The sequence below is a fragment of the Amycolatopsis dendrobii genome (assembly GCF_014145675.1).
GTDB lineage: Bacteria > Actinomycetota > Actinomycetes > Mycobacteriales > Pseudonocardiaceae > Amycolatopsis > Amycolatopsis dendrobii.
The window spans coordinates 342,991-367,957 of the sequence record NZ_JACGZW010000011.1 but is presented as its reverse complement, the minus strand read 5'-3'; the positions used below and the strand labels follow the sequence as shown (position 1 = coordinate 367,957).

The window sequence follows — 24,967 nt, the reverse complement described above, 5'->3', positions numbered from 1 at the left end:
CGATGGCCAGCATCACCTACGACAAGGCGACCCGGCGCTACTCCGGGACCGAGCGTCCCGCGGTCGACGCGCTGGACCTGGAGATCGCCGACGGCGAGTTCCTCGTGCTGGTGGGGCCGTCGGGCTCGGGCAAGTCCACCGCGCTGCGGATGCTCGCCGGACTGGAGGACATCGACGAGGGCGCGGTCTGGATCGGCGACCGCGACGTCACCCAGCTGCCGCCGCGTTCGCGCGACATCGCGATGGTGTTCCAGAACTACGCGCTCTACCCGCACATGACGGTCGCGCAGAACATGGGCTTCGCGCTGAAGATCGCCGGGCGGCCCGCGTCGGAGATCAAGCAGAAGGTGCTCGACGCGGCGAAGCTGCTGGACATCGAGCAGTACCTGGACCGCAAGCCGAAGGCGCTGTCGGGCGGTCAGCGTCAGCGCGTCGCGATGGGCCGTGCGATCGTGCGCGAGCCGCAGGTCTTCCTCATGGACGAGCCGCTGTCGAACCTCGACGCGAAGCTGCGCGTTTCGACCCGTACGCAGATCGCCGCGCTGCAGCGCCGGCTCGGCGTCACCACCGTGTACGTGACCCACGACCAGGTCGAGGCCATGACGATGGGTGACCGCGTCGCGGTGCTGTCGGACGGTCTGCTGCAGCAGTGCGACACCCCGCGCGCGCTGTACGACCGGCCCGCAAACGTTTTCGTCGCGGGCTTCATCGGCTCTCCGGCGATGAACCTGGTCGCCGCGAAGCTCACCGCGGACGGTGCCGAGGTCGGCGGCGTGCAGGTGCCGCTCAAGCCCGAGGTCCGGTCCGCGGCCGACGGCGACACGGTCACCATCGGTTTCCGCCCGGAGTCGCTGGAGGTCACCACCGACACCGCCGGCGCGCTGCCGATCAAGGTCGAACTGGTCGAGGAGCTGGGCTCGGACGCTTACGTCTACGGCAAGCTTGGGGCAGGCGTCGAGGAGAGTGCCGAGGGTTCGTCACGCAACGTGGTCGCGCGCGTCGACCCGCGTACCCCGCCCGGCATGGGTGACACCCTGCACCTGCGGATCCGTCCGGACGAGCTGCACGTGTTCTCCGGCACGTCCGGCCAGCGTCTCTCCTGAGCCGATACTGCGCCGATTATTGCCAATTCGGCCACAGCTACGGCCGAATGACTTCGTAGCGACGGTTGCGTGCCGCGTGGGGGTCGGCCTACTTTTGGCCGAATTGGCAACGTGGGAAACTGGCAGTCGTTATGACTGCCAGTTCTCCGCACGCCGAGACCGTGATCGATCTCGGCGCACTGCGGCACAACGTTTCCTTGCTGGCCGCCCGGGCCCCCGGTGCGGCCGTGATGTGCGTGGTCAAGGCCGACGGGTACGGCCACGGCGCGATTCCCGTCGGCCGCGCCGCGGTCGAGGCCGGGGCGAGCTGGCTCGGCACCTGTTCGCTGCGGGAAGCTCTCGACCTGCGGGCCGCGGGCCTTTCCGTGCCGCTCTTCAGCTGGCTGGACGTTCCGGAGCTGGATTTCACGCCCGGCATCGAGGCGGACGTCGACCTCGGCGTCAGCTCCCTCGGCGAGCTGGCCAGGGTCGACGCCGCGGCGACGCGCGCCGGGAAGCGCGCCCGTGTGCACCTCAAGATCGACACCGGGCTGAGCCGCAACGGCTGCCCGCCCGCCGACTGGCCCGCGCTGGTCGAGGCGGCGGCCAAGGCGCGCGGCGTCGAGGTCGTGGCCGTCTGGTCGCACCTGGCCTGCGCCGACGAGCTGGGGCACGCGTCGATCGACGCGCAGGCGAAGCTGTTCGGCGAGGCCTACGACGCGGCTCGCGCCGCCGGTCTCGACCCGATCCGGCACCTGGCGAACTCCGCGGCCACGCTCACCCGGCCCGACCTGCACTTCGAACTGGTTCGCCCGGGTATCGCGATGTACGGCCTCAACCCGGTGCCCACCGACGACGACCTGCGTCCGGTGATGACCTTCCGTTCCACCGTGGTGCTCACCAAGCCGCTCGCGGCAGGCGAATCCGTCTCCTACGGACACACCTGGACCGCGCACGAGGACACCACGCTCGCGCTCGTGCCCGCCGGGTACGCCGACGGGGTGCCGCGCACGCTGTCCGGCCGGATGGACGTCTGGCTCGGCGGGAAACGGCGGCCGGTCGTCGGGCGGGTCTGCATGGACCAGCTCGTGGTCAACGTCGGCAACGAGGACGTGCCCAAGGTGGGCGACGAGGTCGTGCTGTTCGGAGCGGGCCGCTCGGGCGAGCCGACCGCGCGCGAATGGGCGGACAAGATCGGCACCATCGACTACGAGATCGTCACCTCGATGTACCGGCCGCGGGTGCACCGCCGGTACGTGGGGGAGCGGGCGTGACTCCGTCGGCGCGGCTGTGGGCGATCGTCGGCGGAGTCGGAGCGGTAGTGACGGGCGCGGCAGCGGCAGTTGTCGCGTCGCAGCAACGCAAACCGACCGAGGACCCGTTCGCCGACGAACCGCTAGGCGAGCTGAAGCCGGACCGGACGTCCACTGTCGCGGCTGAAGACGGCACGCCGCTGTCGGTCGAGGAGATCGACCCTGAGGACGGCGAGAAGCCGGAGCTGACTCTCGTCGGAGTACACGGCTTCGCGCTTTCGCGGCGCTCGTGGCACTTCCAGCGCCGCGACGTCGCTTCGCTGCGGCTGCCGCGCGTACGGCAGGTCTACTTCGACCATCGCGGTCACGGTCTGTCCGGAGAAGCGTCCACTGAGACGTCGACGATCGAACAGCTCGCGCACGATCTCGACAGCGTGCTGCGCGCGTTAGTGCCCGAAGGACCGATCGTCCTCATGGGACATTCCATGGGCGGCATGGTGATCATGGAACTGGCTGCGCAACGGCCAGACCTCTTCGAAGACCGCGTATGCGGCGTCGCTTTCATCGCGACCGCGGCGGGCGAAGTCGGTGCACGCGGGTTGCCGAGGCCGTTGCTGTCCAAGCACAACCCGCTCACGCGCGGCGTCGGCGAGCTGGCCGGATGGCAACCCGGGTTGGTGGAGTTCGTGCGCGCGGCAGGCGGTCAGCTGACCCGGCAGGCAGTGCGACGGCTCGCGTTCGGCAGCCGTGACGTCTCGCCGCGCCTGGTCGACTTCATGCTGGAAATGCTCGCGGTGACGCCGGTGCGCGGGCTGATCAACTTCGTGGACACTCTCGGCAGTCACAATCGCTACGCTGTGCTGGCCGGGCTCAAACACGCGCAAGTGCTGGTCATCGGCGGCGACGCGGACCGCTTTACCCCGTTCGCGCACGCCGAGCGCATCGCCGCCGAGCTGCCGGACGCGGAGCTCGTGCGGGTGCGCGGAGCCGGGCACATGGTGCAGCTCGAACAGCCCGAGCTGGTGAACAGCCATCTCATCGACCTGCTGCAGCGCTGTGGTGGCAGCGCCGCGCCGAACCGGCGAAACTGGTGGTGGACAAGGTGATTCTGGAAACCCCCGAGGACACGATGGCCTTCGGGCGGACGCTGGGCGCGGCACTGCGCGCGGGCGACCTGGTGCTGTTGGACGGTCCGCTCGGGGCCGGCAAAACGACGCTGACCAGGGGGATCGCGGACGGCCTCGGCGTCGGCGGACGCGTCAGTTCGCCGACCTTCGTGCTGGCGCGGGTGCACGCCGCGGGTGCGGCCGGGGTGCCGCTGATCCACGTGGACGCATACCGGCTCGGCGGCGATCTGTCCCAGTTGGACGACCTCGATCTGGACACTGACCTGGAATCGTCCGCGGTGGTCGTGGAGTGGGGCGAGGGCAGCGCGGAACGGCTGTCGGAAGACCACCTCGTCGTTCGCCTGACCCGCCACGACGACGACACCCGGGCCGTCGTGCTGGAACCGCACGGCTCCTGGACCACCCGGGTCGACGAGTTGCAAGCGGCCTAGCGCTTACCGTCCGGCAATCCTCTACGACCCGGTTTTCGACGGTTCCTTCGTCAGCGCGTGGTTGAGCGCGGTCAGGAAGGCCAGCAGCCGAGGGCCGAAGCGACGCAGGTCATTGTCCTGTTCGACGCCGCCGTACCAGGAGAGGCCGGCCTGGCCGTCGGCGTCCGGGTCCAAGCCGGCGAACGCGCCGAGCCAGCGTTCGGTGTCGCCGAGCACCACCGCGTACGGCAGAGAACGGGAGAACACCATCTCGCGGTCCGCCGGGCGTTCGATGTCTTCCGCGCGCAGACGGTGCAGGTAGTGCAACAGCCCGCGGATCTGGCCGGCGACCGCGCGGCCGCGGGCGGTGCGGGACGGCAGCAGCGCGCGAGCCGCGGCCAGACCCAGGCCGGCGAGCGCGACCGCGACGCCCAGCAGCGCGTGCCCGACGGTGAACGAAAGCACCGCCGTCGCGACCAAGCCGAGCACGAACAGCAGGACGCCGGGCAGCGCCAGCACCCCGCGCGAGGTGTCCGGACGACGCGAGAACCATTGGCTGGCAACGACGTCCCGGTACATGGAGTCCTGGATCGGTGCCGCGTCGAGATCGTGCAGCCGGGACAGCAGGACGGTGTCGGTACCTTCCGGCAGCAGCGTTTCGCAGACCACCCGCTCGAAATCGCGCAGGTGCTCGTCCGGCGGGTTCCGCCGGGAGATCTGCCAGTCCGGACCGGGAAGCTCGGCCAGCCACAGGTAATTCCGCACCGCCAGATCGACGACGGTGGCCGCGATGTCCACCGGGTCCACCGACTCGTCCATCACGGTGCCGATCTGCCCGGGAAGCACCCCGTCCGGAGAAGCGAACCAAGTTCGGCCGTTTTCCTGCAAAAGAACTTCGATTGTGGTATCGCCGACGCTGGTCGCGAGTTCGTCCTGCTTTCGGCGCCGCCATACGAATAGTGCGGTGGCAATCAGCAAAACGGCAACCACGGCGAAGCCGATGACGGACGGCAAGGTGAGCGAGAATGCCGCCGCCAATGCGCTGGCCGGCACGAAATCGGCATTCGCCGGCGCGGTGCCTGGCGGCAGCCCGACTGACAGTTCCATCCGCGCGCCCGGCGGCAAATCGTTCTGCTGCAGCCGCAGCACGCCGGTGTGGTCGACCTCGGACAGCGTGCACGGCTGGTTCGCGCCGATCGAACAGGTCACCGGCGCCATCTGCCGGGCCGGGGCGAGGAAGGACGCCTTGATTTCCTTCACCGGCTGGTCGAAGCCGCCCGCGACGAGCGCGCGCACCTGCTGGCCGCCGCCCTGGTCGGCGAGGGCGCCGGCGAGTGTGTAGACGACGGTGGATTCGCCCGCGCCGAAGGTGAGCGTCAACTGGTCGTCGGCCTGCGCGACGGCGCTGCCGCCGGTGGCCTTCGCGTCCCGCACCGTGTAGCGGAGGTCCTGCCCGTCGTCGGCGGGCAGCCGCAGCGGCAACGTGGACACCAGCCGTTGTCCACCTGGGACAGTCACCTTCTCGGTGACCTGGAAGCCGCCGTCGCGCAACAGTTTCAATGCGATTTCCGCAGTCGCTTCGGGGGACGCTTGCGCATTCTCGGAATGCCACCCGGTTCCGGAGAAGGCCGCCGCCGGACTCGGACCGGATAATACCGCCAATGCCGCGATCGCCGCCGCGGAAACCCATTTCCTCGCCACGGCAGCAGAGCCTAGAGCACACCGGCTAGGCTGGGTGCCCCGGCAGTGGAAAAAGCCGGATTACGCGAATCACGCAATCGCAGGGGGAACGATGACCTGGCCACCGCAAGGCGGTCCTTATCCGGTTCCGCCGGGAGCCGTCCCGCTCCCGCCGCCGCGGCCGCTGCCGCCCGGGATGCCGCCGGGCCCCGGGATGCCAGGCGGCGGAATGGCGGGGCCGGGGATGCCGCCGGGCCAGCAGTTTCCGGGCGGGCCGCCGACTCCGCTGGCACAGCAGTTCCCTCCCGGACCGCCGGTTCCCACTGCCGGACCGGCAGTTCCTTTGCCGCCGCCTGCCGCGCCGTTGCCGCCACCGCAGGTCGCTCCGGCGCCGGGACCATTCGCCGCGTCCCCTGGTGTGCCCCAGCCGGAATTCGGTCCGGTCGCCCGGTTCGACGGCTACCGCGCCGGGCGACCGCCGAAGAAATCGCACGCCGGGGTGATCGTGCTGGTGTCGGTGCTCGGCGCGATCGTGCTGGTCGTCGGGGGACTGGCAGCGATCGGTGCGGCCGTGCACAAAGACAAGCGCGTCGACGCGGCGAGCACCACGCCGCCGACGTATTCCTCGATCTCCAGGGAAACGCAGCCCACCCGGTACACCACCGAAAGCAGCACTTCGACCACTGCCACCTCGACAACCAGGGAAACCCGCGAAACCACCAGCGACTCGGAACCGGCGTCCGAGGCCCCGCCGGCGCCCCGCGGCCCGCGACCGGTGAAGGAGACCGCGCGGAACCCGCTGTTCGCCAGCGCCGACGCCGGATTGCAGAACGTGGCGTGCACGCTCAGCCGCTGGAGTTCGGACCGGGCCGGCGCGGAACGGTTCTTCCAGTCCGGCATCCGCTGCCTGGATTCGGTGTGGGCGCCGGTGCTCGGCGACGCCGGTCTTCCGTTCGAGAGCCCGAACCTGGTGGTCGCGCAGTCCGGCCAGATGCAAAGCCCGTGCAGTTCGTCCGGTGACAATTTCGCCGCCTACTACTGCCCGACGAACGAGACCATCTACATGCCGATGGACAAGCTCCAGATCGAGGAATACGGCGCGCATCCCGGCATCTACCTCGCGGTGCTGGCCCACGAATACGGTCACCACGTGCAGAACCTGTCCGGCGTCGAGGAGGCGATGAGCGAACAGCGGTACGACGCGGGTGCCGACTCCGACGCCGGGCTGGAACTGTCCCGCCGTCTGGAACTGCAGGCGCAGTGCTTCTCCGGCATGTTTCTCGGTGCGTCGTCGGCCGCGGGCGGCTCGATCGACCGCAACATCTACAACGAGGCCTGGAACTCCGAGGACCGCGGGGACCACGGCGGCGGTCCTCGCGACCACGGCACCGACGAGCACTCCGCCTCCTGGTGGCGCCAGGGCGCGACGAAGAACCGCGCCCAGCAGTGCAACACCTGGGCGGCGAACTCCTCCGACGTGGCCTGACCCGCGACGACGACACCCGGACCGTCGTGCGGGAACGCACGGCTCCTGGACCACCCGGGTCGAAGAGCTGCAAGCGGCCTGAACGCCAAGAAGGGCCCCTCGAACGCGAGGGGCCCTTCGCAGCTCGTCAGGCGGTTACTTGCTGGCCTTGGCCGCCGCGTCCTCCGAAGCGGACAACGACGGAGCAGACCCCGGCAACGGCTTCTTCGCGGTTTCCTTCAGCTTCAGCAGCGTGAGCACGCCGACCACGCCGGCGATCATCAGGTAGTACCCGGGCCACTTGAGATCCCCGGTCGCCAGCACCAGCGCGCTCATCACCAGCGACACCGTCCCGGCGAACGCCGACACGAAGATGTTGAACGAGATCGACAGCCCGCCGTAGCGGACCTCGGTCGGGAACAACGCGGGCAGCGTCGACGGGCAGGTCGAGGAGAAACAGATCAGCAGCAGGCCCATCAGGACCAGGCCGAGCAGCACCGAGATCAGCGACCCGCTCTTGAGCAGCAGCACCATCGGGAGGCCGAGCACGATCAGCCCGCCGGCGCCGACCCACAGGATCGGCTTGCGGCCGATCTTGTCGCTGAGCCGCCCGAGAAGCGGGATGAGCAGCACACCCAGCCACAGCACGCCGATCTGCAGCCATTCCGCCGCGGTCGCCGAGATCGCCTGCCCGCCGTTCGCGGACATCGTGCGGTCGTCCTTCAGATAGGTCGGCATGTAGCTGGTGAGCATGTAGTTGGTGACGTTCCAGGTCACCACGAGCCCGCCGGCCAGCAGCATCGTCGGCCAGTACTTCGCGAAGATCGTGCGGACCACGTGCTTGGCCTCGGCGTCCTCGCGCTTGCCCGACTCGTCGAGCAGCTGCTGGAAGGCAGGCGTCTCCTCGAGCTTCGTCCGGAGGTAGACCCCGACGATGCCGAGCGGAAGCGCCACCATGAACGGGATCCGCCAGCCCCAGGTGTCCATGAAGGCCGGAGTGGAAACCAGCGGGAGCACGGACGAGACGGTCGCGCCGAGCGCGTACCCGATGAAGGTGCCGAACTCCAGGAAGCTGCCGAAGTAGCCGCGGCGGCGGTCCGGGCTGTACTCGGCGATGAACGTCATCGCGCCCGCGTACTCGCCGCCGGTGGAGAAGCCCTGGAGGACCCGCGCGCACACCAGCAGGATCGGCGCGGCCAGCCCGATCGAGGAGTACGACGGGATCAGTCCGATGAGGAACGTGCCGGTCGCCATCAGGATGACGGTCACCGCGAGCACCTTGGTCCGGCCGATCTTGTCGCCGAGCGGGCCGAAGAACAGGCCGCCGAGCGGGCGCACCAGGAACGCCACGGCGAAGGTCGCGAACGTCGCGAGCTGGGCCAGCGCGGGATTGCCGGGCGGGAAGAACTGTGCCTCGATGGTGGTGGAGAGGTAGCCGTAGACCCCGAAATCGAACCACTCGGTGATGTTGCCGACCGCGGCCGCGCCGACCGCCCGGCGCATTGTCGCGTCGTCCGTGACGGTGGCGCCGCCCGACGGCCCCCTCCCGTCTGCTGCCTCTGTCACATCGCTCCCTTCGCGTTTTCAGGACTCACTGCGCAGAGCCCCCGACATCACCTACCGCGAGCGGTCCAAAGCCTAACGTGACACGTCTCACTCCCGCTCGGGGGTAGCGGAGGTAACGCAGACCGGGGAGCATGCGTTGTAGCAGGTAGATACCTGTAAAACCCCATCAACTCGCTCGCGTCGGCCAGCGGATCATCCGGATTCGCCGACGGCACTTTGACGCGCGCAACCCGTGAGGAGGAGCCGCAATGACGGCAGTATTCGTGGCCATCGCAAGCTGTGCAACCGCGGGAGTCGCTGTAGCGGCCACCCTCGCGTCCTACGCGCAGCGCAAGTGGCGGGTCCGCGCCGTCGAGGCGTGACCCGTCAGGACTCGACGATCCCGGCTGCCAGGCCGAGGCCGACCAGATCCTGCGGGCGCAACCGCAGCTGGCCGGCCACGGCCGGCACGTCGGTCATCGGGCGTTTCAGGATCGCCGCCGCCGCTTCCGGGGAAGTGACCGAGAAGTAGGCGTCCGGGGCGATCCACATAGCACCCGAAGCGGCGAAAGCCAGCGCGCCACCGGAACCGCCTTCGCCGATCACCAGCGTCGTGACCGGGACAGCGGCGGTGGCGATCGCCTCGAACAGCTCCGCGATCGCTGGTCCGATCCCGCCTTCTTCCGCTTCCGCGTCGTTTGCCGCGCCGGGAGTGTCCACAAGAGTCAGCACCGGAATCCCTAGCCGGGACGCCAGCCGCACGAGCCGTGCTGCGGTGCGAAAGCCGGCCGGGCGCGTCGCGGTGCCGCACTGTGCTGCGTACGCGATCGTCCGGCCTTCTCGCCAGCCGAAGCCACATTGGACGCCTTCGTCCACGTGACCAGCACGGTCGCCTTGCACGTTCTCTCGCCAGTCGAAGTACGCGTCGAGGTACTCGGGTGCGCGCGCTCGCGAAGACGCGCGTGCGGCTCGTACAGCGTCCCAGCCGGTTTCGGGCAGCGCGGCGTCGCGAAGGGCCTTCGGCGGGGGAGCAGGCTCTGCCGACGGCGAAGCCAACAGCTGTAGCCATCGCGCGAGTACGTCACCTAGCTCGGCTGTTTCAACGAGACGGTCGACCTGACCCCACTCGAGCTTCGCTTCGACGGTGTACGCCTCTGCCGGAGACGTCGCAGGCCGTACGCGGGAGCCGGCGAAGCCCACTTGGGCGTCTGGCAGGCCCAACACGACGTCGGAACCGGCGCCGAGCGTCGCCCAGCCACCGCCGGTGGACGGATCGCGGAGAACGGAAATCTGCGGCACGCCCGCCGCGCGTGCTTCCGCGGCGGCGCGGGCGATTCGGTGGAGCTGGGAAAGCGCGCGCATGCCGTGCTGCATCCGGCTGCCACCCGTCGCGACCAGCGAAACCACTGGCAGTCCACGTTCTTTCGCGTGGGCGAAGGCGGCTTCGACGCGGTCGCCGGTCTGCTGTCCGATCGAACCGCCGAGGAAGCCGAACTCCCAGGCGATCAGCACCGTGGGCACGTCGCCGATCTTCGCCTCTCCGACGACGACCGATTCGGTCTCGCCGGTGCGCGCGGCGGCGGCCGCCCTGGCCTCCGGGTACCCCGGCCAGCCGAGCGGATCGTCCGCCGGAGTGTCCGCGACGGGCAGGTCGGTGAACCCGGCGGAGAGGCCGGACAGCAGTTCGCGCGCGGTGGTCCTCATCCCAGCGCTCGCTTCATGACTTTGCCCATGTCGTTGCGCGGCAAGGCATCCAGGTATCGCACGACGCGCGGGCGCTTGTGCGGGGCGAGCAGCTTCGACACGTGGCCGGCGAGTTCCTCGACCGTCGGGCGCGCGCCGTCCGGCACGACCCACGCGACGATCCGCTCGCCGAGGTCGTCGTCCGGTTCGCCGGTCACCGCCACCTCGGCGACGTTCGGGTGTTCCAGCAGCGCGTTCTCGATCTCGCCCGCGCCGATCTTGTAGCCGCCGCTCTTGATCAGGTCGGTGGCCTTGCGCCCGACGATCCGGACGTAGCCGTCGGGGTCGCGGGTGGCCATGTCGCCGGTGCGGAACCAGCCGCCGTCGAGCGCGGCGGCGGTCGCGTCCGGGCGGTTGAGGTATTCGGTGAACAGATTCGGCCCGCGGACCTGGATCTCGCCGACGGTGCCGGGTTCGCTGACCTCGGCTCCGGCCTCGTCGACCAGCCGCAGGCCGACCCCGGCGAGCGGGACGCCGACCGAACCCGGCTTGCGCTCGCCGTCGGCGCGGACGCTGGTGTTCATCAGGGTTTCGGTCATGCCGTAGCGCTCCACGACCTGCTGTCCGGTCGCGGCGGTGATCCGCTGGTGGTCGTGCACCGGCAACGCGGCCGAGCCGGAAACCAGCAGTCGCGCGGACTTGAGCGCGCCGGCGAGAGCTTCGTCGGTCGCGACCGCTTCGGCGATCCGGTGGTACATCGTCGGGACGCCGAACAGCATCGTCGCGCCGTTCGCGAGTTCCGCGGTGACGCCTTCGAGGGAGAACCGCCCCAGGTGGCGCACAGTTCCGCCGCGGCGCAGCGGTCCGAGAATGCCCAGGATCAAGCCGTGGACGTGGAACAACGGCAGGCCATGGACGAGTACGTCGTCGGCCGTCCACTGCCAGGCGTCCTCGAGCGCGTCGAGCGTGGTCGCGATCGCGCGGCGGGGGAGTACGACGCCCTTGGGCGGACCGGTCGTGCCCGAGGTGTAGACGATGAACGCGGGCGCTTCCGCGTCCGGCTCGCTGGCCGGCGGCTTGCCGTCGCCCGCCAGCGGAATGTCGTGGCGCGGCAGGTCAAGCGCGGCAGGCAGGTCGACGCCGGGCTCGGCGAGCACCAGCGCGGGCTCGCTGTCGGCGAGGATGTGGCCGAGTTCGCGTTCGCCGATCTTGGGGTTGAGCGGCACCACCGGAACCCCGGCGAGCAGCGCGGCGACCACCGCGACGCTGGTGTGCAGCGTCGGCGTCGCCCACACCGCGACCCGGCGGTCAGCGGGCAGTTCGGCGGCCAGCGCCCCGGCTACTGCGCCGAGTTCGGCGTAGGTGAGTTTTCGGTCGCCGAAGCGCAGCGCTTCCTTGCCGGATCCGGCGGCGACTGCGGGAAACAGCGGATCGGGCACTTTCGCGGACCTCCTGCGTCACCGGCACCTGGAACCGCACCGTACCGCCTTGTGGCGGCCGCCACCTGCGACGCGATTCACAGATCCTGATTGTCAGGGGTACCCAGGTTCAGGCGAGATTATCGAGCAGCGCGCGCACGCGTTCGACCATCGTTTCGTGCCGGGCCGGGGCGACGTTCACGTACCGTTCGCCGCCCTCGGTTTCGGAGAACGAGAACAGGTAGCGGCCGTGCTCGGTGTCGTAATACGTGCAGATGTCGCGCCCGCTGATCCGCCGCCCGCCGAGCCCGTCCCGGACGGCCGCGGTGATCTGCCCGCCGCCGATGCGGGGGAGTGCGGCGACGTCAAGCAAATGCCGGACGTCCTGCCGAGCCGGACCGCCGTCGATCGCCAGGTTCAACGCCGATTCCGGCACCGACACCGCCTGCCCCCGCGCAGGCTGGACGCGCGGCAACTCCCGGATCAGATCCTCAGCCAGCGCATCCGCCCGGGCCGGCCGCAGCACCACCGTGCTGGTGGACGGCATGTGGCAGGCGAGCACCGCGTCTTTGTTGAGCGCCGCGACGACCAGCTGATACCGCCGATCCCGCCCGCTCTCGACGGTCGCCGACAGTTCGCTGGCCCCGCGACACAACACGGTCATGGTCCGGACGAACGTCTCGTCCAGACCGCCGCGCCCCCACACGCCTTGGTCAGCCATGGCGCTTACCGCAGCTTCGCGATACGCGCGCGTCTCCTCCGGGTCGCGCCACAGCGGGTCGGGCGCGAGCGAGGCCGGGAGCGAAACCCCAGCCAGTTCCGCCGCGAGGGGCAAGCAGTCGGCAGGGAGCACCACCTCGCGGGCGAGCACGAGCATCGTCAGAGCCCGATCACCGGCGGAACCGCCTTCGGAAGCTCCCCGATGAGCGCGGCGTCGGGGTCCTGTTCGACCAGATAGTCGGCGGTCTCGTGGACGAGGTCTTCTTCCCCTTCGCCCTTCTGCCCGCGGCCCATCGCGCCCGCACCCATGCCCGGTGCTCCGGCACGCCCGTTGGCCCCCGCTGCCGCCCCGCCTCGCCCGGCGGCTTCGGCGCTGCCGAACGTCCCAGTGCCAGTTCCCGCTCCTCGGCCGACGTTGTTGCCCGCGTTGCCCGCGTTGCCGCCGCCGTTGCCGAGGCTGCCCGCGCTGCCTCCGCCGATCCCCGGAAGCCCCGGCGTGTACAACCCGCCGCCCCCGCCGGTGGTGTTGGGGTTGCTGCTGTTGAACGACCAGGAATGGGGATTGCTGGTGCTGTTGGGGTTGTTGACGCTCGTCAGATCCGGCGGGACGTAACTGGACGTCCGAGTCTCGTCCGGCAGGTTGCCCGGCGGCGGCACATGATGCCCCGACTCCGGCGGATTACCGGGCGGCGGGGTGTAGCGCTCCGGATCCCACCGGTGAGTCTCCGAGGGAGGCAGCGTTCCCGGCGGCCCAGTGCGATCGTTGGTGTGGTCGCCGTGGCTGGTGTTGCCGCCGGTACTGCCGGTGCTGTCGCCGACGTACCCGCCCTCGGAGTAGGTGCCAGCGGTGCCGCCCGGCCCGCCCGGGGTGTAGTGCGTGGGCAGATGCGCCGTGCCGGTGCCGCCGGGCTGCGTGATGGTGAAGTCACCGCCGGCGGAGGGAAGCGCGAGCTGCCCGTATTGCGACGGGTCCGCCCAGCGGCTCGAGTTGTCCGTCGATTGCTGGTGGTACGCGCTGTAGCTTTCGGTGACCGCCTGCGCTTTCCGGTTCCAGTCGTCAATCTCGTCTTGCCGGTTGGAGAGGAAGGAAAGAGGAGTTCCGGAAACCCAGTCGTCGGAGGGTTTGTCGCCGACGTCGCCGACTGACTGGACCTTGGCGTACAAGGTATTGAACGACTCGCCTTGCCCCTGGTACAAGTTCTGGGCCTGCTGCAAGTGCTGGCCGCTGACTTGGCTGGCCTGGACCAGCGGTCCAGCGCCGGTGTACGCCTGACCGGCGGCGTCTCCTTGCCAGTATTCGCTCATCGAGCCTTGCAGCTGACGCATTTCATTGGCGATGTCTTGGTGCAATTCCGAAAGCTGACTGCTCGTGCCGCCGCCGGCGAACATGCCGCCGGAGCCGCTCCCGCGCTTGACCAAATCGACAATTTGCTGAGGGGTGTAAGTCGTTCCCATCACGCACCCGCCTTGATCGTGGCTAAAGCCGCTCCGGCTGCTTTGAGGGCGACCGAACACGGGTCGCCGTACGACGGCGACTGTTTGAAGAGGATGACCGAACTGGTGAATGCCTCGTCGGCGCGAACGCCGACCGCGACCTGGCAACCGCCGTCCGAACGGTTGTCGAGAACGTTGGTGAACACCGCCGGGTACCCGTCGATCGAGGGGGCCGGTTCGAAGTAGCCGGTGCTGCTCCGGTTTTTGTAGACGGTGGCGAGGCCGCCCTGTCCGGGGAGCAAACCGATGGCCAGGGAGCTGTTTTCGCTGTCGTTCCAGGTGCAGACCGGGGCGACGTTGCCTGCGATCTTGCGGTTGCGGACCGCGTTGAACGCTTGTGCCGCCTGAGCCTGGGTGAGAACCGAGCAGGGATCCTGCTCGTACTTGGCGACGTCGAGCGGGTTTGGCACCTTGGGCACGTCTGACGCGGCGTTGCTGGAGGACGCGGGCGGGTTCGACGACGCCGGAGCAGGCTGGCCGCCGTTAGGCGAGGAGCACGCGGTAAGGACCAGCAGGATGCTCGCGGCGCCCGCGGCAGTGGCGATCGGTTTCACCGGGTCATCCTTGCTTACGAAGGCCGGCCGTGTTGGCGTGCTCTTGGCCTTCGTACTTCGCGATGGCGTTCTTCAGCTGATCGGCGTAACCCTGCGCATACTTCAGCTGCTGCTGGAGACTGGCCAGGTACGCCGCGGCGTGCCGGTCGGCAGCTTGTTTCTGAAGGCCGCTCGCGTCGTCGTCGGCGGGCTTCTGCACAGCTTGCAGCTGAGTGGCCAGTTGGGTCGCGTCGCTGAGCTTGTCCGCGATTCCCTGCCACTTGGGCTGCAGCTTCCGCATCGCGTCGACGTCCATGTTGAACCCGCCGCCCGCCGCGGCCGCGTTGACCTTGGCGTCTTCGGCCGCGCGCTGCTGGTAGACCCGCGTGCCGGTGGAGTTCATCGCTTCGCCGAACTGCTTGTCCTGGCGGTCGCGTTTGGCCTGTTCCTCCGGGTCGACGTACCCAGCACGCCCGTCCGACGGCTCGCTGCTGCTGGACGACTGCCCATTGCCCACGATGACGCTCCCCCTCGGCTCCCGGCGGCACTGTCTGCGACTGCCGATGCTCTGACTGAGCTTAATCGGTCGAGGTTCCGCGTGTGGACAAAATCCCCCAAGCCGGGCAGGTCTCAGGAAGCTGACCTGAGGGTGGCGACGACCGCCGTGGCTGCTTTGAGGGCGACCGCGCAGGGGTCGTCGTAGGACGGGGACCGCGGGTGGAGGACGACTGAGCTGGTGAACGTCTCGTCGGAGCGGACACCGACCGCGACCTGGCAGCCGCCTTGCCCTCGGTTGTCGAGGACGTTGGTGTAAGCCGCCGGGTATCCGTCGATCGCGGGGGCTGGGTCGAAGTAGCCGGTGCTGCTCCGGTTTTGGCCGATGGCGGCGAGGCCGCCTACTGCTCCCGCAAAGCCGATGGTCAGGGTGCTGTTCTTGCTGTCGGTCCAGGTGCAGGACGGCATGACGGCACCGGTGGTCTCGCGATTGCGGACCGCGTTGAAGACCTCCGCGGCCTGCGGGAGCAGCGCGCACGGGTCCTGTTCGTATTTCCGCACGTTGAGCAGCGGGGGCGCCTCGGGCGGGGCGGAAGACTCCGCCGGAGGAGCCGGAGGGGCCGAACAACCAGCCAAAACCAGCGCCATGCCCACCAGGGCCGCGTAAGACAGCTTAGTCACGGAACGTATCTTTCCGGACCTCGGAAACCGACCCGCCCGCTCCCCGGTCCCCATCGGACCAGAGCTATCCTGGGAAATCGTGCTGGTATTGGCGATCGACACGGCTACTCCGGCGGTGACGGCGGGCATCGTCGCCGTCGACGAGGCTGAGCTTGTCACCCGGGCGGACCGCGTCACGGTGGATCCTCGGGCGCACGGCGAGCTGATCGCCCCGCATGCGCTGGCCGCTGCCGAGGAGGCTGGGGTCACGCTTCGCGAGCTCGACGCGATCGTGTGCGGCGTCGGGCCGGGCCCGTTTACCGGACTGCGCGCTGGCATGGCCACGGCGGCTGCGTACGCGCACGCGCTCGGCATCCCGGCGTACCCGGTGTGCAGTCTCGACGCGATCGCGGCGGACGTCGTACGCACGGAGAAGCCGTTTCTCGTCTTCACGGACGCGCGGCGCCGCGAGGTCTACTGGGCTGCGTACGACGCTTCGGGCGCGCGCACGGACGGTCCCCACGTACAGCGGCCCGCGGACATCGAGACTGACATTCGCGTCGCGGCGGGCGACGGTGCGTTGCAGTACGCGGCAGCGGTGGGCGTGGTGCCGATCGAGCCGCGGTTTCCGTCGCCGGCTGGGTTGGTGCGCGTGGCGCGTACGGCGCTTCTCAAACGCGCGGAGCCGGAGCCGTTGACGCCGCTGTACCTGCGTCGTCCGGACGCTGTCGAGCCCACGGCGCGCAAGAGGGTGACTGCGCTGTGAAGCTCGACCAACTGCGCCGCGCTGACGTCGCGAGGTGCGCGGAGATCGAGAAGATCCTCTTTCCCGGCGATGACCCGTGGAGTGCGCGCGCGTTTCATTCCGAGCTTGACCAGGGGCATTACTACCTGGCGGCGCGGTCGGACGACGGGGAGACGCTGCTTGGGTACGCGGGGCTCGCGGTGGTCGGGCGCCGCGGGGACTACGAAGCGAACGTTCACACGATTGGCGTCGTGCCGGAGGCGCAGGGGCAAGGCATCGGCAAGGCCCTTCTGCGTGCGTTGCTGACGCGCGCTGACGAGCTGCACGCGGCGGTCTTCCTCGAAGTGCGCACGGACAACGACCCCGCCGTGAACCTGTATGAGGCGCACGGTTTCCAGAAGCTCGGCATCCGGAAGCGCTACTACCAGCCCTCCGGCGCGGACGCGTTCACCATGGCCCGCCCCGCGCAGGCCCCGGCACGAGACGAGGTGGCCGGCTGATGGCGCGCGTCATCATGGGCATCGAAAGCTCCTGCGACGAGACCGGGGTCGGCCTCGTCCGGCTGCACGACGACGGCACGGTGGAGCTGCTCGCCGACGAGGTCGCGTCCAGTGTCGACCAGCACGCTCGCTTCGGCGGGGTCGTGCCGGAGGTCGCCAGCCGCGCGCATCTCGAAGCGATGGTGCCGACGGCGGAGCGCGCGTTCGCCACGGCCGGGCTGAAACTGTCCGATGTGGACGCGATCGCGGTGACGGCCGGGCCGGGTCTCGCTGGTGCGTTGCTGGTGGGCGTTTCGGCGGCGAAGGCGTATGCGACCGCGCTGGATGTGCCGCTGTACGGCGTGAATCACCTTGCCGGGCACATCGCGGTGGACACGTTGCAGCACGGTCCGTTGCCGACGCCGGTGCTGGCGTTGCTGGTTTCCGGCGGCCACACGCAACTGTTGCGAGTGGACGACATCGCGTCGAGCATCACCGAGCTCGGGTCCACTGTGGACGACGCGGCGGGCGAGGCGTACGACAAGGTCGCGCGCGTGCTGGATCTTCCGTACCCGGGCGGGCCGCCGATCGACAAGGCAGCCAAACAGGGCAACCCGAAGGCGATCGCGTTCCCGCGCGGGATGACCGGTCCGCGCGACGCGAAGTTCGACTTTTCCTTCTCTGGCTTGAAAACGGCAGTGGCTCGCTGGGTGGAGAACGCCGAGCGAGCTGGCGACCAGGTGCCGGTGAACGACGTCGCGGCGTCCTTTCAGGAAGCGGTCGCGGACGTGCTCACCGCGAAGGCGATCCGCGCCGCGCGTGAACACAACATCGGCACGTTGGTCATTTCCGGTGGCGTGGCAGCGAATTCACGGCTTTCCGAGCTGGCCGCGGAGCGCTGCGCGGAGGCAGGCATCGAGCTGCGTGTGCCGCGGCCGCGCCTGTGCACGGACAACGGCGCGATGATCGCGGCGTTGGGTGCGCACGTGGTAGCGGCCGGTCGATCCGTGGCACCGCTGGACTTCTCGGCGAACCCAGGCTTGCCGGTCAATGTTGTGTCCCTTTAGGACTCACCAGGGCAGCGGCATCAAGGGACACTCCTAGCAGCGCCTCGATCGCCGAAGCTGACCGTGCGGCCGCGGAACCGTTTCCGTACGGATTCGTTGACTCGGCAGCACTGATCTCGCCGCGGAGAATGCGCGCGGCGGTATCGGTGATCAGCTCGGTGTCAGTGCCGACCAGCCAAGCGCAGCCGGCTTCGACGGCCTCCGGGCGTTCCGTCGTGTCACGCAGCACCAGCACGGGGGTGCCGAAGGTCGGCGCTTCTTCTTGAATACCACCGGAATCCGTCAACACGAGCGACGCCAACCGCAGTGCGCGCACGAGGTCCGGGTACTCCAACGGCTCGGTGACGGTCACTCGCGCGACCCCGCCCAGCACTTCCTCGACCTGTTCCCGCACGGCCGGATTTGGATGCACCGGGAACAGCACTTGCACGCGTGGATGGGCGTCGACGATCTGGCGCACGGCGGTCAGCGTGCGTTTCAACGGTTCGCCCCACGACTCGCGGCGGTGCGATGTCACCAGCACCAACTGCTCGCCCGCTTCGGCGATTCCCATCTCCAGCAAGGCAAGCGCCGGATCGCGGGCGGGCAGGTCACGCGCCGCCACCGCGAGCACAGCGTCGACGACGGTGTTGCCAGTACGCGTGATCCGCTCCGAAGGCACGCCCTCGGCCGCCAATGCCGCGCCCGCGGCCGCTGTCGGGACAAGGTGCAATGCGGCGATCCGCGAGATCATCTGCCGCGTGCCCTCCTCGGGGAACGGCGACGCCAAGTCGTGCGTACGCAGTCCGGCTTCGAGGTGCACCACCGGAATGCCGAGCCAGAACGCGGCGAGCGCGCCGGCCAGTCCGGTGGTGGTGTCGCCTTGCACGACGACCGCCGACGGCTGGTAGCGGCGCAGCGCGGCATCGAGCGCGGGCAGCAGGCCGGACACCAGTTCCGCCTGCGTGCCGGACACCCGTGGCGGCACGTCGAGCCACGCGTCGATCCCAACCTCGAACGGGGCCAGCGCCTGTTCGACCATGCCCTGGTGCTGACCGCTGTGCACGACCAGCGGCCGCAGCCCGGGCCGGGCCTCCAGGGCCAGCGCGAGCGGCGCGAGCTTCACCGCCTCCGGGCGCGTCCCGGCCAGCAGCATCACGTCCAACGTTTTCACCCTTTCGAGTGTCCCGGAAATCCGGGCTGCCGGCGGGATCGGGCCGGCAGCCCGGATTCTTCAGCCGTCCAGGCGGGAGAACCGCCGATTCCGGCGGCGGACGGCGATCAGAGCGGCGATCCCGAGGATCACCAGCGCCACGCCGACCGCGAGCCACCAGCCGACGTCAGCGCCAGTGGCGGCGAGGGTACCCACCCCGCCACCGGCCACGCCGACCCCGGCGCCAGGCATCTTGTACATCGCTCCATCACCTCACCGGGGTCAGGCAGCCGAACGACGCCGGGAGAAGCGCAGGCCGACCGGCACCGCGATCGCGGCGACCACGCCGAACCCGATCCACATGCCCGCGCCCGAGGCGAGCGGCATCGGCGGGGCGGCCGGGCCGCAGGTCGCCGAGGACAGGATCACGTCGCCCGAGCCGAGCGCGCCCAGCGCGTCGCCGCCGAGCAGTTTCAGGTGCAGGGCGTTGACGGTGAGGCTGCCGTCCTTGTTCTTGATCTGCTCGTTCAGGATCAACGTCGCCACGTGCAGCGGGCCGACCTGGACCTTCAGTTCGGTGTTCGCCGCCGGGGTGGCGTCGACGTTGCCGAGGCTGCCGAGGTTCGCGCCGACCAGCGTCGTGCTGCCCTTGACGCCTTCCTGGGTCGCGGTGCAGACGGCTTCGACCGCCTTGGCACCCACATTGCCCACGGCGGCTTTGAGCAGCGGCAGTCCGACGTCGGCGACGGACGCCTTCGACGTGACCGCGCCGGAGTTGTCGTCGCGCACGGCGGACGTCTTGATCACGCCGGTGGTGAGCACGCCGGGAACGTTCGCGGAGACCGCGGTGCTTTCCGTCGGGCCGTTGGTGTTCGCGGCCGCGAGCGGGCCGAGGTGCACCGCGGGCTGGCCGAGCAGCGTCACGTCGACGTTGACGCCGTAGGCCGACCCGTCGCCGGGAGCGGCGCTGGCCGGAGCGGCTCCGGCCAAGGCGATGCTCGCCACGACAACGGCGAGCATTCCGCCTCGTCGCACGAGGTGTCTCTTCACTGGTCCTCCGATTTTTCTCAGGGCGAGCCGCTGCACGGACGAATCCCGGTGAGCAAGAGTCGGCACGCGGATCGGTTATCGCCGGAGGTTTCCGAAATAGCACAGTTTTTGCCCTCAATCACCACATCGGGTGATAAGAATTCGCTTTTCCCCAGGTTGCGTGAAGCATCACTCCAACGGAGTAGCAAGCTTGCGTAAGAATATGCCGAAAGCTGCTCGGGTGTCCCCGGAATGGGACTGCCCGGCGCAGGGCGGAAGCCGCCGCGGACACGACCGTGGCCGGGTCCGCCCCGGTTCCGCTGGGTTTCTTCTCGAGAGGGTCGTCGTGACAGCAGTCAACGCGCCGGTGTCAGGCGCATCCCGGTTTCCGCTGCGTATGGCGGTGTTCGGGGTGCTCGCCGCGGGGGTGGTGCTGGTGCTCGTGGAACGCGGGTACCGGGAACTGGAGGTGCAATTGGCCGGGGTCATCCTCCGGGTCATCACCTCATCGGGGGTCTATGTGGCCGGAAACCGGGAATCGGTCTACTTCGGGTTGTCCGGCGATACTCCATTCGGGTTGCGGATGACTCCGGAATGCTCGTCGGTATTCCTTCTGCTGCCGTTGCTTTTAGTAACCGCCGCACTTCTGTGGTTCCGGCCACAGAATGCCCGCAGGCTCTTTTTCTCGCTGGGAATTTCCGCGATCACGGTGATTCTGGTTAATCAGTTACGGATTCTCACCATCGTCGGGCTCGTCAACGGGCTCGGCACCGACGAGGGCTACTACTGGGGCCACACGCTGCTCGGTTCGCTGGTCAGCGTCATCGGCGGCGCGATCTCGCTGGTGCTGTTCGTGTGGCTGGCGACGCGGAAGACGAAGGCTGAGAAACGGGCCGCGGCGTGAGCAGCTCCGGCCTGAAGATCCTGCTGTCGGTCACGCAGGCGTTCGCGCTCACCATGAGCGTCGCGTTCCTCGTGTACGTCGTGGTGATCGTCGTGCCGTACCTGCGCCGCAAGCCCGCTCCGGTCGGCGATCCGGCCGACTTTTCCTGGCACTTCTTCGTCCCCTGCCGCGACGAGGAGGTGGTGATCCGCGAGACGGTGAAGTACCTGCGCAGCACCTTCCGCCGCGCGCACGTGTGGGTCGTGGACGACGACTCCGACGACCGCACCGCCCGCGTCGTGCGCTCGGTGTGGCGGCGCAACGGCGGCTACGACCCGAATCTGCACCTCGTCGCGCGCCAGCGCCCGGAAGCGCGTACGGGCAAGGGAGACGCGCTCAACGCCGCCTACCGCGAGCTGGACGACTGGCTCGGTCCCGACGCGGACCGGGACCGGGTAGTGGTCGTGGTGGTCGACGCGGACGGCCGTCCCGCGCCCAACTGCCTCGAAGTATGCGCGGCAGACCATCTGTTCGGCGACGAAACCGTTGGTGCCGTTCAACTCGACGTCCGGATGAGCAACTTCCGCAGCCGACCGCCCGGTCGCACGTGGTTCTCCCGCGCCTTCGGGCTCAAGCTCGCCCAGTTGCAGGACTTGGAGTTCCGCACCGCGATCGCGGCGATCCAGACGTCGCGCGGCTTCACCGGCACGATCTCCATGGGCGGCAACGGACAGTTCACCCGGCTGTCCGCATTGGACTCGATCGCGGGCGACGAACTCGCTCCGTGGCGCGGTTCGCTGCTGGAGGACTTCGAACTCGGCGTGCACCTGCTCACCGCCGGCTGGCGCACCGGGTTCACGCCGGATTCTCATGTGGCGCAAGAAGGCCTGTACAGTCTTCGCCGCTTCCTGGTGCAGCGCACGCGCTGGGGTCAGGGGACCATGCAGTGCATGCGGTACCTGCGCCGGATCTGGGACTCGCCGCACGTGTCCACTTTGGGCGCCGCCGAGATGATGTACTACCTGGCGCAGCCCTGGATGCAGCTGCTCGGCTCGCTGCTGTACCCGGTTCCGTTCGTCATGCTGCTCGTGAGCACCGCGGGCGATCCGGGTCAGGTGTGGACGTGGTTCACCGGCGGCGCTTGGATCCTGTTCGCGATCTACGGTTCGTTCGGGCTGCTGCCGTTCGTGGTGTGGGGCCCGATCTATCAGATGAAATGCTTGCGCAGCAAGAATATCTTCCGCGGGCTCGGCATGGGCCTGCTGTACGCGGCCTACATCTACACCTTCTACATCACGTCCTGGCGCGCGCTGTTCCGGCTGGTGCGCGGTCGCAACGGCTGGGCCAAGACCCGGCGCAACACCGAGGCCAGCGCGGGCGTGAAGGTGGCTCTGGACTCGTGAGTGGCTGTGCCGGTTCTAACCGGCACAGCCACTCACGAGTCCGCGGTCAGGACGCCGGTTCGAGGTCGACGTCGTCGCGGCTGACGTAAGCCACGCGGTGGCCGAGCTGGATTTCCACGTACTTCGCCTTGCCCTTCACGACCTTGTTGGTCGCGACGTCGAAGGACGCCGAGTAGTACTCCGAGCCGGTCAGCCCGCCGACCGAGTACTTCTGGCCCGCGCCGAGCTGGTACGGCAACGGCTTGAGCTCCTGCACCGGAACGTCCTTCGGATACGCACTGGCCTCCGGGTACGCGCTCCCGTAGACCGGCACGGTCGCCTTGCCCTGCTTGGGAGTCGCGACGAATCCGTCCGCCGGATACGCGGTGGGCGCGTCGCCCGGGTTGCGGAACCAGCCCTTCTGGCCGAGGTACCAGATCGCGGTCCAGCCGTCCTTGGTGTCCGCGACGGCGTACTTCTGGCCGGTGGCCGCGCGGCTGCCGATGTCCGCGACATCCATTGTGGACGGATCAGGCCCGTGCATGCCAACATCGGACAGCAGCGGCGCGGACGAGCTCGGCTCGGTGTGCAGCACGACCGCCCCCGAACTCCGCTCCGGGCAAGGGGTTCCGGATCCGATCTTGTCGCAGCCGGTGAACGCCGGACGGTTGGCGGAGAACTCCGGCGCGATCATGACCAGCCCGGAATCCGGGTCGCCGCTGTGCTCCAGCGGGGCGCCGAGCAGGTCGAAGTAGTGCGCCCAGTCCCAGTACGGGCCCGGGTCCCAGTGCATGCTCTTGATCTTGTCCGCGTTCGGGCCGGGCACGTTGTCGTGGCCGAGGATGTGCGCCCGGTCGAGCGGAACGCCGAAGCGGTGCGCGAGGTAGCGCACGAGCTTCGCGGACTGGCGGTACATCGCCTCGGTGAACCAGGTGCCCTGCGCGGCGAAGCCCTCGTGCTCGACGCCGAGTGATTTCTCGTTCACGTACCAGTTCCCGGCGTGCCAGCCGACGTCCTTGGTCGGCACGTGCTGGGCGACCTGCCCGTCCGAGGAGCGGACCGTGTAGTGCCACGCGGTCTGGCCAGGGGTCTGGGCTTGCTTCATCACCGAGTCCCAGGAGCCCTCGGTGTCATGGATGACGATGTAGTCGATCTTCTGGTCGCGCGGCCGGTCGGCCTTGTCGTAGTTGCCGTAGCTGTCGCCGATCTTCTGGAACGGCGCGGGCACCGATTCGCAGGACAGCGACCTCGGGCACTCGGTGGCCGGCGGCTTTCCGGCACGCAGGCCGAGACGGTCCGCTTGCGCGCGGTCCGGGGTGAGGCCGGAGGTCGCGGCGAGCTTGACGGCCTGCCCGTCATCGGTCGTACGCGCGACGCCGCTGGCGATGGTGGCGAAGACCTCGTCGGCGAACGTACGCGCGCCGGTGACGTCCTCCGGGCCGCTGTAGCGCGCGACGGCCCCGTACCAGTCCTTCGCGTTGTCGCTCTTGACGCCCAACTCTCGCTGGTACTCAGCCAGCAGTGCCGCTCCGCCGCGGATGTTCGCTTCGGCGTCCGTACGGAGCTTCGCTGCGTCGGTGTGCAGCAGTTCGGCGGCCTTGTCGATGGTCTGGCTGCCGGGCGGGGGAGTCGGGGCTTCGAGCGGCCGCAGGCGCAAGGCCGGGCGAGAGTCGTCGCCGCGCGGGTCTTCGTCGGGGTTGTCGAATTCGCTGGTCCGCAGGCCGGTGGTGCGGACGTCGGTGAGGTGCATCGGTCCGTACCCGGCGGCGGTGCTGGGCGCACCGGAATGAGTATCCCAGCGGGATTCCAGGTACGAGACGGCCAGCAGGACGTCCTCCGGGACGCCGAATTCGGAGGCTGCGCCGGCGAACGCGCGCTGGCGGGCTTCGTTGGCGGGCTGAGCGGAGGCGGGCACGGCGGCGGCGACCAATGCCAGCAGCCCGGTGGTGGCAGCGGCCAGGCGCCACGGGAGTGAGCGGGGCATAGAGGGCTCCAGGGGTGAGATGCCTGTCTGTGCGGATCCAACCAGCTGCCGGGGGAGTTAGTGGGGTTTATCCGCCGGATGCGGCCGAACGGGCACACGGCGATGCCCCGGCCGCCTGCCGCCCCGTGCCGGACGCTCGCTCGCGCCCTGGAACAAAGTGGCCGGTCAGCGGCTTCCGCCTGGCATTTCGCCAGGTCCGGCGGACCCTCCTTGCGAAGCTGGCACTCACATGGCTAGAGTGCTAATCGAACGGCCCGGACACGCCCCGGCACCCGCGACGGCGGGGGTGGTATGAGCCGTAACCAGTCATCATGCCGACGCTTTCGACGACCGTGGAGGTCAACCCGGTGAGCGTGAACATCAAGCCGCTCGAGGACAAGATCGTTGTCCAGACGAGCGAGGCCGAGGAGACGACCGCTTCCGGCCTCGTCATCCCCGACACCGCCAAGGAGAAGCCCCAGGAGGGCAAGGTTCTGGCCGTGGGCCCGGGCCGCATCGACGACAAGGGCAACCGCGTTCCGCTGGACGTGGCTGTCGGCGACGTCGTCATCTACTCCAAGTACGGCGGCACCGAGGTCAAGTACAACGGCGAGGACTACCTGATCCTCTCCGCCCGCGACGTGCTGGCCGTCATCAACTGACGCGTCACTCGCAGCGCAAGGACGCCCCGGGCCCCGCTCATGCCGGGGTGCGGGGCGTTT

Annotated in this window: 24 protein-coding genes; 11 read left to right on the top strand and 13 right to left on the bottom strand. The window is 69.1% G+C overall.

The annotated features are described in order from the left end of the window. The first annotated feature begins 2 nt into the window (after positions 1 to 2). The 4 genes from H4281_RS32225 to tsaE all read left to right on the top strand — a co-directional run bounded on the left by H4281_RS32225 (position 3) and on the right by tsaE (position 3,893). A complete protein-coding gene (locus H4281_RS32225; protein WP_182894628.1) occupies positions 3 to 1,103 on the top strand; it encodes an ABC transporter ATP-binding protein in 1,101 nt (366 codons plus the stop codon). 131 nt (positions 1,104 to 1,234) lie between these two features. Next, positions 1,235 to 2,356 carry an alanine racemase gene (gene alr, locus H4281_RS32220; RefSeq protein ID WP_182894627.1) on the top strand — a complete coding sequence of 374 codons (1,122 nt, stop codon included), beginning with the start codon at positions 1,235 to 1,237 and terminating at the stop codon, positions 2,354 to 2,356. Further along, positions 2,353 to 3,441 (top strand): alpha/beta fold hydrolase, encoded by a 1,089-nt coding sequence (locus tag H4281_RS32215; protein WP_182894626.1) that lies wholly within the window; start codon positions 2,353 to 2,355, stop codon positions 3,439 to 3,441. Before alr ends, H4281_RS32215 begins: the two co-directional genes overlap by 4 nt. Beyond that, positions 3,429 to 3,893 (top strand): tRNA (adenosine(37)-N6)-threonylcarbamoyltransferase complex ATPase subunit type 1 TsaE, encoded by a 465-nt coding sequence (gene tsaE, locus H4281_RS32210; RefSeq protein WP_446680393.1) that lies wholly within the window; start codon positions 3,429 to 3,431, stop codon positions 3,891 to 3,893. The genes H4281_RS32215 and tsaE overlap by 13 nt, the downstream gene beginning before the upstream one ends. Positions 3,894 to 3,914: 21 nt before the next feature. Here tsaE and H4281_RS32205 read toward each other — a convergent pair whose 3' ends face one another. After that, complete coding sequence (locus H4281_RS32205) at positions 3,915 to 5,573, bottom strand: DUF2207 family protein (protein WP_182894624.1); 1,659 nt, start codon at positions 5,571 to 5,573, stop codon at positions 3,915 to 3,917. 397 nt (positions 5,574 to 5,970) lie between these two features. Between H4281_RS32205 and H4281_RS32200 the strand changes: the two genes are divergently transcribed. Further along, entirely contained in the window at positions 5,971 to 7,038 is a 1,068-nt protein-coding gene (locus H4281_RS32200) for a neutral zinc metallopeptidase (protein ID WP_237597970.1), read from the top strand. 135 nt (positions 7,039 to 7,173) lie between these two features. On the opposite strand, the gene H4281_RS32195 is transcribed toward H4281_RS32200, so the two are convergent. From H4281_RS32195 to H4281_RS32160, 8 genes are all read right to left on the bottom strand, one after another. After that, a complete protein-coding gene (locus H4281_RS32195) occupies positions 7,174 to 8,583 on the bottom strand; it encodes an MFS transporter (RefSeq protein ID WP_182894623.1) in 1,410 nt (469 codons plus the stop codon). 366 nt (positions 8,584 to 8,949) lie between these two features. Then, entirely contained in the window at positions 8,950 to 10,266 is a 1,317-nt protein-coding gene (locus H4281_RS32190) for a carboxyl transferase domain-containing protein (RefSeq protein WP_182894622.1), read from the bottom strand. Beyond that, a complete protein-coding gene (locus H4281_RS32185) occupies positions 10,263 to 11,684 on the bottom strand; it encodes an acyl-CoA synthetase (protein WP_182894621.1) in 1,422 nt (473 codons plus the stop codon). The genes H4281_RS32190 and H4281_RS32185 overlap by 4 nt, the downstream gene beginning before the upstream one ends. Positions 11,685 to 11,793: 109 nt before the next feature. Next, positions 11,794 to 12,540 (bottom strand): ESX secretion-associated protein EspG, encoded by a 747-nt coding sequence (locus H4281_RS32180; protein ID WP_182894620.1) that lies wholly within the window; start codon positions 12,538 to 12,540, stop codon positions 11,794 to 11,796. Positions 12,541 to 12,542: 2 nt separating this feature from the next. After that, positions 12,543 to 13,838 carry a WXG100 family type VII secretion target gene (locus H4281_RS46385; protein WP_182894689.1) on the bottom strand — a complete coding sequence of 432 codons (1,296 nt, stop codon included), beginning with the start codon at positions 13,836 to 13,838 and terminating at the stop codon, positions 12,543 to 12,545. Next, complete coding sequence (locus H4281_RS32170) at positions 13,838 to 14,431, bottom strand: DUF3558 domain-containing protein (RefSeq protein WP_182894619.1); 594 nt, start codon at positions 14,429 to 14,431, stop codon at positions 13,838 to 13,840. Before H4281_RS32170 ends, H4281_RS46385 begins: the two co-directional genes overlap by 1 nt. 4 nt (positions 14,432 to 14,435) lie before the next feature. Continuing rightward, positions 14,436 to 14,927, bottom strand: a complete 492-nt coding sequence (locus H4281_RS32165) for a hypothetical protein (protein WP_182894618.1) — start codon at positions 14,925 to 14,927, stop codon at positions 14,436 to 14,438. A gap of 113 nt (positions 14,928 to 15,040) precedes the next feature. After that, positions 15,041 to 15,586, bottom strand: a complete 546-nt coding sequence (locus tag H4281_RS32160; RefSeq protein ID WP_182894617.1) for a DUF3558 domain-containing protein — start codon at positions 15,584 to 15,586, stop codon at positions 15,041 to 15,043. Between the two features lie 79 nt (positions 15,587 to 15,665). Between H4281_RS32160 and tsaB the strand changes: the two genes are divergently transcribed. The 3 genes from tsaB to tsaD are packed head-to-tail and all read left to right on the top strand — an operon-like array spanning position 15,666 to position 17,856. After that, a complete protein-coding gene (gene tsaB / locus H4281_RS32155) occupies positions 15,666 to 16,331 on the top strand; it encodes a tRNA (adenosine(37)-N6)-threonylcarbamoyltransferase complex dimerization subunit type 1 TsaB (protein ID WP_182894616.1) in 666 nt (221 codons plus the stop codon). After that, the gene (rimI, locus tag H4281_RS32150) at positions 16,328 to 16,810 is read left to right on the top strand and encodes a ribosomal protein S18-alanine N-acetyltransferase (RefSeq protein WP_182894615.1); all 483 of its coding nucleotides are present in this window, start codon (positions 16,328 to 16,330) and stop codon (positions 16,808 to 16,810) included. The genes tsaB and rimI overlap by 4 nt, the downstream gene beginning before the upstream one ends. After that, on the top strand, positions 16,810 to 17,856 hold the full coding sequence (gene tsaD / locus H4281_RS32145; protein WP_182894614.1) for a tRNA (adenosine(37)-N6)-threonylcarbamoyltransferase complex transferase subunit TsaD: 1,047 nt from the start codon (positions 16,810 to 16,812) through the stop codon (positions 17,854 to 17,856). Before rimI ends, tsaD begins: the two co-directional genes overlap by 1 nt. Here the strand turns inward: tsaD and wecB are convergent. The 3 genes from wecB to H4281_RS32130 form a co-directional block, all read right to left on the bottom strand. Further along, positions 17,837 to 19,000, bottom strand: coding sequence for a non-hydrolyzing UDP-N-acetylglucosamine 2-epimerase (gene wecB, locus H4281_RS32140; protein ID WP_182894688.1), 1,164 nt, complete (start codon positions 18,998 to 19,000; stop codon positions 17,837 to 17,839). The two genes, tsaD and wecB, sit on opposite strands and share 20 nt — an antisense overlap. A gap of 69 nt (positions 19,001 to 19,069) precedes the next feature. Beyond that, positions 19,070 to 19,249 (bottom strand): LAXTG motif-containing small protein, encoded by a 180-nt coding sequence (locus H4281_RS32135; RefSeq protein ID WP_067588006.1) that lies wholly within the window; start codon positions 19,247 to 19,249, stop codon positions 19,070 to 19,072. A 21-nt stretch (positions 19,250 to 19,270) separates the two neighbouring features. Next, entirely contained in the window at positions 19,271 to 20,023 is a 753-nt protein-coding gene (locus tag H4281_RS32130; protein WP_304504537.1) for a choice-of-anchor protein CoaP, read from the bottom strand. Positions 20,024 to 20,414: 391 nt separating this feature from the next. Between H4281_RS32130 and xrtP the strand changes: the two genes are divergently transcribed. Both xrtP and H4281_RS32120 read left to right on the top strand, forming a co-directional pair. Continuing rightward, positions 20,415 to 20,921 carry an exosortase P gene (gene xrtP, locus H4281_RS32125; RefSeq protein ID WP_182894613.1) on the top strand — a complete coding sequence of 169 codons (507 nt, stop codon included), beginning with the start codon at positions 20,415 to 20,417 and terminating at the stop codon, positions 20,919 to 20,921. After that, entirely contained in the window at positions 20,918 to 22,303 is a 1,386-nt protein-coding gene (locus H4281_RS32120) for an XrtP-associated glycosyltransferase (protein WP_512699001.1), read from the top strand. Before xrtP ends, H4281_RS32120 begins: the two co-directional genes overlap by 4 nt. 46 nt (positions 22,304 to 22,349) lie before the next feature. Here H4281_RS32120 and H4281_RS32115 read toward each other — a convergent pair whose 3' ends face one another. Further along, entirely contained in the window at positions 22,350 to 24,266 is a 1,917-nt protein-coding gene (locus H4281_RS32115; protein ID WP_182894612.1) for a peptidoglycan recognition protein family protein, read from the bottom strand. Positions 24,267 to 24,613: 347 nt separating this feature from the next. On the opposite strand from H4281_RS32115, the gene groES reads away from it, so the two are divergent. Further along, positions 24,614 to 24,907, top strand: a complete 294-nt coding sequence (gene groES / locus H4281_RS32110; protein ID WP_009072407.1) for a co-chaperone GroES — start codon at positions 24,614 to 24,616, stop codon at positions 24,905 to 24,907. Positions 24,908 to 24,967 lie beyond the last annotated feature (60 nt).

Excerpts from the sequence above, each read along its gene's own strand:
- xrtP (WP_182894613.1), top strand. The coding sequence starts at position 20,415 with ATGGCGGTGTTCGGGGTGCTCGCCGCGGGGGTGGTGCTGGTGCTCGTG.
- alr (WP_182894627.1), top strand. The coding sequence starts at position 1,235 with ATGACTGCCAGTTCTCCGCACGCCGAGACCGTGATCGATCTCGGCGCA.
- H4281_RS32135 (WP_067588006.1), bottom strand. The coding sequence starts at position 19,249 with ATGTACAAGATGCCTGGCGCCGGGGTCGGCGTGGCCGGTGGCGGGGTG.
- tsaD (WP_182894614.1), top strand. The coding sequence starts at position 16,810 with ATGGCGCGCGTCATCATGGGCATCGAAAGCTCCTGCGACGAGACCGGG.
- H4281_RS32180 (WP_182894620.1), bottom strand. The coding sequence starts at position 12,540 with ATGCTCGTGCTCGCCCGCGAGGTGGTGCTCCCTGCCGACTGCTTGCCC.
- H4281_RS32115 (WP_182894612.1), bottom strand. The coding sequence starts at position 24,266 with ATGCCCCGCTCACTCCCGTGGCGCCTGGCCGCTGCCACCACCGGGCTG.
- H4281_RS46385 (WP_182894689.1), bottom strand. The coding sequence starts at position 13,838 with ATGGGAACGACTTACACCCCTCAGCAAATTGTCGATTTGGTCAAGCGC.
- H4281_RS32190 (WP_182894622.1), bottom strand. The coding sequence starts at position 10,266 with ATGAGGACCACCGCGCGCGAACTGCTGTCCGGCCTCTCCGCCGGGTTC.
- H4281_RS32225 (WP_182894628.1), top strand. The coding sequence starts at position 3 with ATGGCCAGCATCACCTACGACAAGGCGACCCGGCGCTACTCCGGGACC.